General features: G+C 38.0%; 10 protein-coding genes and 1 pseudogene. 8 read left to right on the top strand and 3 right to left on the bottom strand.

All coding sequences use genetic code 11. The features are described 5' to 3' along the window. The first annotated feature begins 154 nt into the window (after positions 1-154). Positions 155-2,871 (top strand): annotated as a pseudogene (locus MKL32_RS06320) (M66 family metalloprotease). 110 nt (positions 2,872-2,981) lie between these two features. On the opposite strand, the gene rpsT reads toward MKL32_RS06320, so the two are convergent. After that, on the bottom strand, positions 2,982-3,248 hold the full coding sequence (gene rpsT, locus MKL32_RS06315; protein WP_004639414.1) for a 30S ribosomal protein S20: 267 nt from the start codon (positions 3,246-3,248) through the stop codon (positions 2,982-2,984). Between the two features lie 213 nt (positions 3,249-3,461). Here rpsT and MKL32_RS06310 point away from each other — a divergent pair, with 213 nt between their 5' ends. From MKL32_RS06310 to MKL32_RS06295, 4 genes are all read left to right on the top strand, one after another. Further along, entirely contained in the window at positions 3,462-4,127 is a 666-nt protein-coding gene (locus tag MKL32_RS06310) for an NAD(P)H-binding protein (RefSeq protein ID WP_004911991.1), read from the top strand. Between the two features lie 12 nt (positions 4,128-4,139). Beyond that, positions 4,140-4,652 (top strand): ribonuclease E activity regulator RraA, encoded by a 513-nt coding sequence (rraA, locus tag MKL32_RS06305; RefSeq protein WP_004911989.1) that lies wholly within the window; start codon positions 4,140-4,142, stop codon positions 4,650-4,652. A gap of 12 nt (positions 4,653-4,664) precedes the next feature. After that, positions 4,665-5,453 (top strand): glutathione S-transferase N-terminal domain-containing protein, encoded by a 789-nt coding sequence (locus MKL32_RS06300; RefSeq protein WP_270900313.1) that lies wholly within the window; start codon positions 4,665-4,667, stop codon positions 5,451-5,453. 109 nt (positions 5,454-5,562) lie between these two features. Then, entirely contained in the window at positions 5,563-5,916 is a 354-nt protein-coding gene (locus MKL32_RS06295; protein ID WP_270900312.1) for a hypothetical protein, read from the top strand. 77 nt (positions 5,917-5,993) lie between these two features. Here MKL32_RS06295 and MKL32_RS06290 read toward each other — a convergent pair whose 3' ends face one another. Beyond that, a complete protein-coding gene (locus MKL32_RS06290) occupies positions 5,994-7,520 on the bottom strand; it encodes an acetyl-CoA C-acetyltransferase (RefSeq protein ID WP_270900311.1) in 1,527 nt (508 codons plus the stop codon). Positions 7,521-7,744: 224 nt separating this feature from the next. On the opposite strand from MKL32_RS06290, the gene MKL32_RS06285 reads away from it, so the two are divergent. From MKL32_RS06285 to MKL32_RS06275, 3 genes are all read left to right on the top strand, one after another. Beyond that, positions 7,745-9,136 (top strand): 3-oxoacyl-ACP reductase, encoded by a 1,392-nt coding sequence (locus tag MKL32_RS06285; RefSeq protein WP_270900310.1) that lies wholly within the window; start codon positions 7,745-7,747, stop codon positions 9,134-9,136. Between the two features lie 67 nt (positions 9,137-9,203). Next, the gene (locus MKL32_RS06280; protein ID WP_004962709.1) at positions 9,204-10,058 is read left to right on the top strand and encodes a MaoC family dehydratase; all 855 of its coding nucleotides are present in this window, start codon (positions 9,204-9,206) and stop codon (positions 10,056-10,058) included. A 79-nt stretch (positions 10,059-10,137) separates the two neighbouring features. Further along, positions 10,138-11,391: a serine hydrolase domain-containing protein gene (locus tag MKL32_RS06275; protein WP_270900309.1), complete on the top strand. Its 1,254-nt coding sequence runs from the start codon at positions 10,138-10,140 to the stop codon at positions 11,389-11,391. A 126-nt stretch (positions 11,392-11,517) separates the two neighbouring features. Here MKL32_RS06275 and MKL32_RS06270 read toward each other — a convergent pair whose 3' ends face one another. Next, the gene (locus tag MKL32_RS06270) at positions 11,518-12,264 is read right to left on the bottom strand and encodes an IS5 family transposase (RefSeq protein ID WP_004912080.1); all 747 of its coding nucleotides are present in this window, start codon (positions 12,262-12,264) and stop codon (positions 11,518-11,520) included. Positions 12,265-12,280: the final 16 nt, after the last annotated feature.

Raw genomic sequence — 12,280 nt, 5'->3', positions numbered from 1 at the left:
AATCTTTTAGATATTTTAAGATATTCTAAATTCATATTTTTTATCTTTTAGTAAAGATGATATTATTTTTAAATGCATGATTTTATTAATATTAACTAATAATCATAAACTTATCTTTATTGATAATTTATTACGGTTTATTGGGGGAAATGTGATGTATTTAAAACTTAAATATTTGTCATTATCTGTTCTTGCAGCAATGTTAAGTGCTTGTGGCGGCGAGTGCTTGTGGCGGCGGAAGTGGTGGTATTTCATCAACAGAAAGTAATATGGGGTCAGGAAGTGCGGGTGATTCTCATCCATCTTTTTCTGAAAAATACCCTGAGCCAACAAAAGATGTTATCGATGATACGGTTCTTGGTTTTTATGATTACGATAAATTAGGTTTAGTTCGTACTTTGAGGAATGATTTGAATGGAAGCTTTTTCAGCTATGATTCAATTTGCTCAAAGTCATGTGGTTAATCCAAAAAATAATGAAAAAGATTACATGCCTCGTTTAACCTCTGAGAAAGAGGCTCTTTTATTGGTGACACCATTAATCGAGATGGGGAATATTCAATCTTTAAAAGCTGAAATTTATCAGGGCAATCAATTGCTGAGAACGGTAGATTTAGATGATCCGTCTCGTTTGGCTGCATCTGATCAATCAAATAATGATGGACGACCACAGGTGAACTATTCAAAACGTGCTTGGAGCACTGCTTTGAATTGGAATGAAGTTAAAGCTGGTTTGCATATTCGAATTATTGATCCCTTAACTAATCGTAGTGGTGACTTAGCAGAGATAGATATTGATTTTGCTGCTCCAGGTGAGTTAGTTGTGCAAAATATTCGTTTGGGATTACTTACCGATCCACCTCAGTCTAACGGTCACTATATGCTGTTAGAACCAGCAAAAGCAGGAACAGATTATTTTCAGACTATTCCAGCTGCTTGAATGATTGTCACCAAATATGACGATTTAAAACTCGATAAAGTCATGGTTGCTAGTGGGGTAATTTATGATGCTGCCAGTGTAACGATTGGAGATGTCTATAGTGGTGATATGCGTGAAAACACGGCAAAGTCAACTTTTGGGGTAGGTATTAATCTAGCAAATTGGGGAATTACCAGTGCCTCTATGGCGAGTCAAGAACAACCTCAACTGACACAAAGTGTAGTTACACATCATGCTCGCGGTAAATACAGTAATGGTGACGTCACGCATGGTTTGAGTGGTGGTAATGGAATGCTAACACTGATTGACTCTGTAGGTAATGAGTTTAGTCATGAGATTGGACATCACTATGGTTTGGGGCATTATCCTGGTTCCGTGGATAATAATATGTTTTAGGCTGCACATCATGCAGATAGTGGCTGGGGATATATCGCCTTTAGAAATAAAATGCGTGGTAATCTCAATTGGACATCGACAAATCTTGGAGATGGTAGTAATGGCGTTCTAAACTTTTTAAATAAGTATGCTTATGGTTGGGATGCGATGTCTGGCGGTTCGACTGCGAGTTCGATTTCAAAATATACACATTACACAGGCTATAGTACGTATCTCAAGATTCAACCTGCCTTTGATCGTTATGTCTGGGATAAAAACTCACCAACTGGTTATAAAAAGTGGAATGCTACAACACGAGCTATGGAAGTTGCACAGCCCAAAGTGCCGAACTCTGGAAATGTTTGGTACAACACAGTTGATGGGAATTACTTAAAGCCAAGACTATTCGGTGTTCCTGTTTATACGATTCTGGGTGGATATGATCCTGTGAATCAAATGGGTTTAATTTATCCAGCCGCAAGAGGGAATTGGGGTAATGTGTTTAACTCGCCTCAAATCAATCCAAATGATTCTACGGCAAGTTGTTGGTTAAATATTCGATTCGCATCAAATGAGCAAAATATTGCTCTAGCACCTCAACGTATGAATACGAATAGTAATGCCAATAAGTTCCATATCAATGTGGCTCAAAGTGAATCACCACAGCAAGTAAATTTGTATTGTAGAAAAGCCAATCAGAAAGCAGTTTTACTTTCAACAATAATGATTCAAGCAAACAATATACAAATTTCACCTTATGCAGAAATTGGTAAAAATGTTGGGTATTCAGCATTAAAACAAATTGAACTTCCAGTACTTGAGCAAGCTCTTTTGGAAAATGCTACAAGACCCGTGGTGAATTTGTCAGCTGATAATAAATTGTTGTTCGATTCATATCAAAAATTCAAAGATCAGCTTTCGATTGCAGCGCAGAACGAAATGAATCGTTATACCCAACAGCAAAACACGCTGTATCGTTTGAATCGCTGGATGAATGTATATCGCTCTGATTTAGTGAATCTAAATTCTGATGCAGTTAACGCTTTTCATGCTTTTCTAGATAAGCTAGAACTGAAAAGTGATTTTAATTTGGGTTCTGCGATGAGTTTAATGAATCGAACAAATTGTTTAAAAGCTGAAAAACTTGAAAATGGTCAATTCAATGCATTTATTAGTGGTGCTTCGGGTTGTATAGGCGATGACTCAGAAAAATGGGTTTACGATGCATTAGGAAAAATTCACAGCAAAAAATATATAGATCAATGCTTAGCAATTACTTCGGGCAATGTAATTAATTTACAGCCTTGTAGTAACAATCAAACTAATCAAGTTTGGACTACCGACATCAATGCTCAAGCGATTAAGCAGGCTAATCAATGCTTTGATTTGGAGGGTGGTTATCTGACGAATAATCGTGCACGCTTAATTCGCTATCGTTGTACAGGAGGAGCTAACCAAAAATGGACGATTCCAACTGCTAATAATAGTTTGATTCTTTCAGGTCTAACGGCTAAGAATTTAGCATTAACGACTAAGGTATTTGGATTAAACGAATAGCTTATACAAAAGAAAGGGGTGGTAGATCTGCCTCTTTCTGTTTTGATAAAATTTGAAAATCAAGAGACAATAAAAAAGCCCGAAAATCGGGCTTTTTTATGTGCAACAAATTAGTTAGCTAATGCTTTAATTTGAGCGTTTAAGCGGCTCTTGTGACGAGCAGCTTTATTTTTGTGGATGATGCCTTTGTCAGCCATACGGTCGATTACAGGTACAGCTGTTTTGTAAGCTTCAGAAGCTACAGCATAATCACCAGCAGCGATCGCATTTACAGTACGTTTGATGTAAGTACGAACCATAGAACGCAAGCTTGCGTTGTGTTTACGTGCTTTAACGTTTTGACGAGCACGTTTTTTAGCTTGAGCAGAGTTTGCCACTCGTGCACTCCTTGAAAATAAGTTGGTCTGGGCGGGCTGAAGTTAAAACTAATAAAATATTAGCAACATTCACCAGCCCGTAAACAAGTGCCATATTTTGAGGAAACTAAGCCCCGAAGTCAAGCCTTGTGATACTTTTAAGTACATTTAACAGGTGATTATCTTGCAAGAAAACGTTACATTAGTCCAAGTGATAACTTGAGCGAAATAAAAATGAAAATAGGTGCGAAGAAGGCAATTATTATTGGTGCGACAGGTTTAGTCGGTTTGGCTTTGATTGAACAATTACAATCGTCTGATGACTTTGAATCAATCACGGTGGTTGTTCGTAAAAAAACTGATAAATTAGATGCTTATACTAAAGTGACGCAGTTCGTTCTTGAAGATTTTTTATTACTTAATGACGAAGATGTAAATGGTTTTACCCATGCTTTTAGCTGTTTGGGAAGTACGATTAAACAGGCTGGTTCTAAAGATAAATTTTATGCAATTGATTATGAAATTAATGCGCATTTTGCAGATTTAATTCAAGATAAAAACATTCATCTGTTAATTGTTAGTGCGCTTGGAGCGAATGCTAATTCGCCGATTTTTTACAATAAGGTAAAAGGTCAGTTAGAAGATTATTTAAAAAAATTGTCAATTTATAAGTTATCGATCTTTCAGCCTTCTTTGTTGATTGGAAAACGCAGCGAAGTTCGTTTATTGGAAGATACAGCGCAAACACTGTTTAAGCTTGTAGAAAAAACGTGGACTAAGCCGTTTAAATATAAGCCTATCAGTGCAGAACAATTGGCGCATACTATGGTGATTGCGGCTCAAACACAAACAGCAGCATTTAAACTATATGATAATTTAGCGATTCAGCAGACCCAATAAAGGAGAACTTTTGTGACAACAGTACCTTTCGTTACCTGTGACTTATTAGATGATAATCCAGATAAAGAGTTGCAAGTTGTAACACCTTGCATGGATGGTAAATTTTTTAAGAGCTACGGCGCACGTAAGACGTTTGGCGGTCAGATCGTTACCGTTAAATGTTATGAAGATAACTCTCGTGTTAAAGAACTTTTAGCGACCGATGGTACGGGTAAAGTCTTGGTTGTTGATGGGGGTGCATCAATGCGTTGTGCTTTGATGGGGGACTTAATTGCTGATTCGGCTGTAAAAAACCATTGGAATGGGGTGGTAATTTACGGTTGTGTACGTGATGTCGATGCAATTGCGGAATTAGACCTGGGTGTGCATGCATTGGCTGCAATACCGCAAAAAAGTAATCGTAAGGGCATAGGTGAAGTAGACATCACATTGTATTTTGGTGGTGTGACCATTAATTCTGGAGATTATATCTATGCAGATAATAACGGAATTGTGATTGCCAAAGAAAAACTAGTCGACTGCTAAAAGGATAACAGTATGCTTAAAATGATAAGCCATCAGTTTAAAGTTTTACAATCAGTAGCTGCAACACTTATCGAAGGTGGGCGTGGTGTGTCAGGAACACCATTTCCGAATCAGCCTGAAAAACCAATCAAGCTATATGAATTTGAAGGTTCACCATTTTGCCGACGTGTTCGTGAAGTTATTACGCTTCTGAATTTGGATGTTGAAATCTATCCATGTCCGAAAGGTGGTGAAAAATACCGTCAAATCGTAAAGCAAAAAGGTGGTAAAAAGCAGTTTCCATTTTTAATTGATGAAAATACAGGTGATCAGTTATACGAATCACAAGACATTATTCATCATTTATTTAAGCATTATGGAAAAACGGGACAAACTCCAAAAAAATATAGTCATTATCCTAAATTGCCGTATGTATCGACTTTGGCTACTGTTGCAAATGCAGCTCGTGGTGTTTGGATTAATAAGAAAATTATTAATCGCCCAGCGCCAACGCAGCTTTTAGAGCTATGGAGTTTTGAGGCTAGTCCGTATACGCGTTTAGTCCGTGAAGTATTATGTGAATTAGAATTACCTTATGTGTTGCACAATGTGCCGAAAGAGCGTTGGCAAGATATGGGTCCTGCGATTTTACGTTTAAAACCAGGAAAATATATTCCACTACCAAATGGTAAGCGTGAAAAGACTGTTGAAATCATGGGGCGTGATATTCAGGTTCCATATTTGGTTGATCCGAACACGGGTGTGAAAATGTTTGAGTCAGCTAAAATTGTTGAGTATCTAAAGAAACAGTACGGACAATAAATATTGAAAAAGCACCTTCAAGAAGGTGCTTTTTTTATCATTTGGTTGTTGCACTCATGATTGTTTTGCAGCTTAAATACTTTAGTTAATATTGTGATGTGATCAACTAATGTTTAGTCAGTTATCTAGTTTATTCAAAAGCTCAAAAGAGACACCAGAACAATTGTTTTTGAAAGAGCATGCTTTAGCCTTTGATAAGGAGCATGGTGCTATATTGAAGAGTATAAAACTGAATGAATTGGGTTTTCGTCTGGAGTATTTTTCAAATCGAAAATTAGATCACTTTGATGATTTGGCAAAGTTGTTTGAAATCAGTCCACAGATAAATGAAAAAATTGATTTAGAAATTCATTCGCAACGTTTTGTAGAACGTTTGGGGAATACAGAAGAAAATCTCAAAGAGTTTAAAGAAATGATCAAAATTTTGAATGATTATTATGTGAAATTTCAAAGACCAAGATAAGCCAATATGTCCTTATGAATAGTAGTATAAAAAAAGCTGAATCAGATGATTCAGCTTTTTTGTGGGTAATCTAGCAATTATTTTTCAATAATTGCTGTTACACCTTGACCGCCAGCAGCACAAATCGAAACTAAGATACGACCTGAACCTTTTTGGTTTAAGATTTTCGCAGCAGTCGCGATGATACGACCACCAGTTGCAGCGAATGGGTGACCCGCAGCTAAAGAAGAACCTTTAACGTTTAATTTGCTACGATCAATTGAACCTAAAGGTGCATCTAAACCTAAACGCTCTTTACAGAATTTCTCATCTTCCCAAGCTTTCAAAGTAGAAAGTACTTGTGATGCAAACGCTTCGTGGATTTCATAGTAGTCGAAGTCTTGAAGTTTAAGGCCAGCACGCTCAAGCATACGTGGAACTGCATAAGCAGGAGCCATCAATAAGCCTTCTTTTTTACCAACGAAATCAACCGCAGCAGTTTCAGTGAAAGTTAGGTAAGCAAGAACTTCATGACCATTTGCTTTAGCCCATTCTTCAGAAGCTAAAAGTACGCATGAAGCACCGTCAGTAAGTGGAGTAGAGTTACCCGCTGTCATTGTTGCAGCTTCGCCATTACCAAATACTGGTTTTAATTTTGCTAATTTCTCAGCAGTTGAGTCAGCACGTAAGTTGTTGTCACGGCTTAAACCTAAGAATGGTGTGATTAAGTCATCGAAGAAACCTTCTTCGTATGCTTTTGCCATTTTTTGATGAGAAGAAGCTGCTAAAGCATCTTGATCTTCACGGCTAATGCCCCACTCAAGAGCAGTAATTGCCTGATGGTCACCCATTGAAAGACCTGTACGGGGCTCACCATTTTTCGGTGCATCCATCAAATCTTTAACATTGATTTTTTTCAATGCTTTCAGGCGGTCTTTACCTGTTTTAGCGATGTTCAGCTCAAGCAAAGCTTTACGTAAACCGTCACCCAATGCAATCGGTGCATCAGATGTGGTATCAACACCACCTGCAATACCCACTTCGATTTGACCCAAAGCAATTTTGTTTGCAACAAGGAAAGCTGCCTGTAAGCCAGTACCACATGCCTGTTGAATGTCATAAGCTGGAGTTTCTGCTGCAAGCTGAGTATTTAAAACACACTCACGAGTCATGTTGAAGTCACGGCTGTGTTTTAATACTGCACCTGCAACCACTTCACCTAAACGTTGGCCTTGTAGGTTAAAACGCTCAACTAAGCCGTTTAATGCCGCGGTGAACATATCCATGTTTGAAGCAGTGAAATATGCGCCGTTTGAACGTGCGAAAGGAATACGGTTACCGCCAATAATGGCAACACGGCGAACAGTGTTTTGGCTCATGCTTTTATCCTGTTGAACAGAAGGTTTGGTTGTTTTAGCTGGTGCTACTTTTGTAGATGTAGAAGAAGCAGTGCTTTTTGTACTACGACTGGTAGAACGAGGACGAGTCGTTTTAGTTGTCGTACTTGCTGCTTTAGGAGTTGCGTCAGCACTTTTACTTGGAGTAGAAGTTGCTTTTGATGTATTTGACACAGTCTCTTGAGCAGAATTCTCGACTGCTGGATTTTCTTGAGTTGTTTTGCTCATAAGGCTTTTCCAAGCATAATTGCGATATTCTTGCTATAACCATAGCATATTTCCAATACTGCTGTATTGACTAGAATGACGATTTAGACCACATTCAGGTCAAGACATCCAGACATGAAGTCAAGTATGATTTATTGTGAGTCAATCAAACATTGGTTTCATGTTATTTTGCTGACATGGTTTAGATGTTTGTAAAAAATTCATTTGTATGAGAGATAATAATCATGACCGATCAATACCAAGCATTTACACAATCACCTTTGGGTAAATTTGTTGTAAAAAATTTAGGTTTACCGTCACCAGTTAGCTTAGATCGTTTTGAAAGTGGCCAACCTGTTGTAAATGGTGCCGTATTGCTTGGCGCAGCACCTTCAAGTACGATTTCCGCTTCTATTGCACAGGTTCTTAGTAATATCCATGCAGATAGCTACGTAGGCAATAACGTTGAATTACAACAAACTGCTGCAAAAGTAGGTTTAAACCTTCGTCCTTTGAATGCAGATGATAAAGAATCTAAGTTTAAAGCAGTTGTATTCGACGCTTCTGGTATCCAAAATTCAGAACAATTAAAAGAGTTGTACAACTTCTTTAATCCAATCGCTCGTCAAATCTCAAGTTCTGGCCGTGTAATTGTCATTGGTACAACACCTGAAACAGCTAAAACAGTAAAACAAGCGATTGCTCAACGTGCGCTTGAAGGTTTTGTGAAGTCTGTTGGTAAAGAGTTCAAAAAGGGTATCACTGCTCAAGTGGTTTATGTAGATCAAGGTGCTGAAGCAAACTTAGAGTCTACTTTACGTTTCTTAATTTCACCACGTTCTGCTTATGTATCTGGTCAAGTGATCCGTATTTCTAAAGCAGAAACAGTGAAATTAGATTGGGCTAAGCCACTTGCGGGTAAAACCGCACTCGTAACAGGTGCAAGCCGTGGTATCGGTGAAGCAATTGCACAAGTATTGGCACGTGATGGCGCACATGTGATTTGCTTAGATGTTCCTCAACAACAAGCTGATCTTGAGCGTGTTGCCGGTTCAATTGGCGGTTCAGTATTGGCAATCGATATTACTGCTGCTGACGCTGGCGAGAAAATCAAAACTGCTGCTGCTAAACAAGGTGGTTTGGATGTCATCGTTCACAATGCAGGTATTACTCGTGACAAAACTTTGGCAAACATGAAACCAGAGCTTTGGGATTTAGTGATTAACATTAACTTATCTGCTATCGAGCGTGTTAATGATTACTTACTATCTAATGATGGTTTAAATGCAAATGGTCGTATCGTTTGTGTATCATCTATCAGTGGTATCGCTGGTAACCTAGGTCAAACGAACTATGCTGTTTCTAAAGCAGGTGTAATTGGCTTGGTTAAATTTACTGCACCAACTTTGAAGAACGGTATTACGATCAATGCTGTAGCACCAGGCTTTATTGAAACTCAAATGACAGCTGCGATTCCATTTGCGATTCGTGAAGCGGGTCGTCGTATGAACTCAATGAACCAAGGTGGTCAACCAGTCGATGTAGCTGAAGCGATTGCATGGTTTGCTTCAACGGGTTCAACAGGCGTAACGGGTAATGTTGTGCGTGTATGTGGTCAAAGCTTACTAGGTGCTTAAGCATTAGGGTTTTGAAGAGGGGTGCGATAGCATCCCTTTTTTATAGAAAAATATCAAAAGGTTAACTATGAATACTCGTCATTTTAGTGAATTACCAAAGCCTTACTTAGCTTATCCAAAAGTTATTCAAGGTCTTATCTTTAAAAAGCCAAAAGGCGAAAAAGTATTACCACAAGTTGAATACGTGGTTGATACTCTTAAAATTGATACGAAACATTTAGAAAGCTATAACGAAATTTGTGGTTTCAAAAATGATGGTTTCGTGCCAGCAATTTACTTAGCTGTTTTATCTCAAAGTTTACAAATGCATATGATGACCAGTGAAGCATTTCCATTTGCAATTTTGGGTTTGGTTCATATCCGTAACCAAATTAAACAAACTCGTAAAATCGGTGTGAATGAGCAAATTACGCTTTCTTGCAAATTTGGTGAGCTTAAACCACATGATAAAGGTTTGCAGTTTGATTTTATCACGACTGCAAAAGTAGGTAGCGAAGTGGTGATGGAAAGCTTAACGACTTATTTATCTCGTCAAAAGGTTGAGAAAAAAGCTGCTGAAAAATCTAAAGAAGCTCAAGAACCTTCATATCAACCTCAAGCTGAATGGAATATCTCTGAGAATACTGGTCGTCGTTATGCGATGATTTCTGGCGATTTTAACTTGATCCATATCCATGCTGTTACAGCAAAAGCATTTGGTTTTAAACAAGCGATTGCACACGGGATGTGGAGTAAAGCAAAAGCTTTGGCGAACGTTCAACTTCCAGATGCTTATGAAGCGGATGTATGGTTTAAATTGCCTATGTTCTTACCATCTACAGTTGAATTTTTAACTGCTACAGATGCTAAGCAAACTGATTTCCTGATCCGTAACGTGAAATCGAAAAAACCTCATGTCGCTGGGACTGTAAAAGCAATTTAAGATGTAATTTTGATTGAGATCTATCTCTTCTGTTCGCAGGAGAGATTTTCTTAAAAATAATATTATAAGGATGTGTGCTTTGATTAAAGAATTTCTTTTTGCCAATACTGAAAACTGCCATGGCACTGTTGATGAACGATTCAAAGATTTAGCGACTCAATTTAGCCGATTCCAAGATGCTCGAAGCCATGAAGGCGGAGCTGCTTTGGTTGTGTATTTCCAAGGTCAAAAAGTTGTTGATATTTTTACTGGTAAGAAATCACAAAATGAAGCTTGGCAAGCTGATACTTTAGCAATGTGTTATTCAACGGGAAAAGGGATTCTAGCGACTCTTGCACATATCTTGGTCAGTGAAGGTCTATTAGACTATGATAAGCCAATTGCAAAATATTGGCCTGAGTTTGCTCAAAACAATAAAGAAAATATTACCTTACGTCATGTCCTTTCACATCAAACTGGTTTATTTGATATTCGTAATCTCATCGAGACCGCAACAGAAATGCTCGATTGGCAACATATGTTAGATGTTGTAGCTGCTGCGACACCGAGATTTGCAGCAGGACAAAGTTATGCTTATCAACCATTAACCTATGGATGGATTCTTGGTGGTGTAATAGAGAAAGCAGCCAAGCAACCTTTAGGTTGGTTGATGCAACGTTATCTAGTCCAACCTCTTGAATTAGATGGTGCTTATTTTGGAACTCCGACTAGTGAATTAAGTCGAGTGGCTCGCTTATTGGAAAGGCCGAAACCTGCAACATCAGCTAAACCTCATTCCAAAAAAGACAAGCAACCACGTAAAGCCTCATTGTCTGAAAAATTATTAGAATTATCTGGTCAAAGCCCGCAAGATTTTCAGGATGCCATGATTCCAAAAGGTATGCGGAATTTTAGTTTTTATAGTGATGAAGGATTGCAAGCTGTTATTCCAGCAGCAAATGGCGTATTCACAGCGAATAGCCTTGCTAGAGTCTATGCAATGCTTGCAAATAAAGGACAATGGAATAATCAGCAACTGATTCGCCCAGGTGTATTTGAGCAGTTAAGTACAATTCAAACCACTTCACGAGATCGTGTTATGCCAATTCCGATGCACTGGCGTTTAGGTTATCATCGTATTTTGACGATGGGTAAACGCGCACCACATGGCTTTGGACATGTCGGCTTTAATGGTTCTGGTGCTTGGTGTGATTCAGATCGAGAGCTTAGTTTTGCTTATACACATAATTTTAATATTACCTCCGCAACAGGAGATTATCGTTTGTGGGGGCTAAGTCAAGAAGCTTTACGCTGTGCAGATGCAGTGATTAAAGGAAGAAAAGGGTGGTTTTAACCACCTTTGTTTATTATTAGAACATTAAGCTGCTTCTAGTTTCTCTTAGAAAACAACTCATTTTCAATCATAAAGTATGGCTGCTTATAATTAGGGTCTGTTGACATTTACTGTTCATAATTAAACCTATAAAGGTAGCCATAAAAATATACAGGCTAAGGCAACAGCACTTTGATAATTTCTTTTGAGCTTGTCATATCGAGTAGCTATCCCTCTAAATTGTTTTAATCTACAAAACATATTTTCAACTAAATGCCTGATTTTATATAAATACCAGTCCATATGATCATTGTTCGATTGGCTATTTATTTTCTTTGGTATATTCGCTTTTGTTCCTGTTTTTCTGATCTGCTCACGCAGTGGTTCTGAATCATAGCCTTTATCTGCGCATACCACTTCTGTCTCTTTTAAATCTAATGTTGCTATTAAATCAGGTGCAACTTTGATGTCATGTGTAGTGCCATCGGTAATCATGAAATCAATAGGATTGCCATGTGAATCAACAATCAAATGTATTTTTGAGGAGTTTCCTCCTACACTTTTAGAAATGGATTGATTCGCTATACCGGCAGAATGTTGATGAGCACGTACGTGAGAGCCATCAATAAAAATCCACTCCATATCGGGGCATGATGCTAATAATTTGAATAATCTAAGCAACTTACCGCTGCTTGACCAACGATTAAAACGTTTGAAAATAGAGTTTGATTGACCGAAATAGGAAGGAATATCTCGCCACGGACAGCCTGTTCTAATTCTATAGAGAATAGCTTCAATAAAATTACGTAAATTTGAGTTGTGATGAATAGATAAATTACGCAAAATAGTTTTCAACTTTTGCCAGTGTTGATCTGTCAGCATGGTACGAGGCATAGCGAATAGTAAAATT

It is taken from the genome of Acinetobacter sp. AOR34_HL (genome assembly GCF_027854795.1).
In the GTDB taxonomy this organism is placed as follows: Bacteria; Pseudomonadota; Gammaproteobacteria; order Pseudomonadales; family Moraxellaceae; genus Acinetobacter; species Acinetobacter junii.
This window is presented reverse-complemented; position numbering and strand designations above follow the sequence as displayed.

Excerpts from the sequence above, each read along its gene's own strand:
- MKL32_RS06285 (WP_270900310.1), top strand. The coding sequence starts at position 7,745 with ATGACCGATCAATACCAAGCATTTACACAATCACCTTTGGGTAAATTT.
- MKL32_RS06295 (WP_270900312.1), top strand. The coding sequence starts at position 5,563 with ATGTTTAGTCAGTTATCTAGTTTATTCAAAAGCTCAAAAGAGACACCA.
- MKL32_RS06300 (WP_270900313.1), top strand. The coding sequence starts at position 4,665 with ATGCTTAAAATGATAAGCCATCAGTTTAAAGTTTTACAATCAGTAGCT.
- MKL32_RS06310 (WP_004911991.1), top strand. The coding sequence starts at position 3,462 with ATGAAAATAGGTGCGAAGAAGGCAATTATTATTGGTGCGACAGGTTTA.
- MKL32_RS06270 (WP_004912080.1), bottom strand. The coding sequence starts at position 12,264 with ATGCCTCGTACCATGCTGACAGATCAACACTGGCAAAAGTTGAAAACT.
- MKL32_RS06290 (WP_270900311.1), bottom strand. The coding sequence starts at position 7,520 with ATGAGCAAAACAACTCAAGAAAATCCAGCAGTCGAGAATTCTGCTCAA.
- MKL32_RS06280 (WP_004962709.1), top strand. The coding sequence starts at position 9,204 with ATGAATACTCGTCATTTTAGTGAATTACCAAAGCCTTACTTAGCTTAT.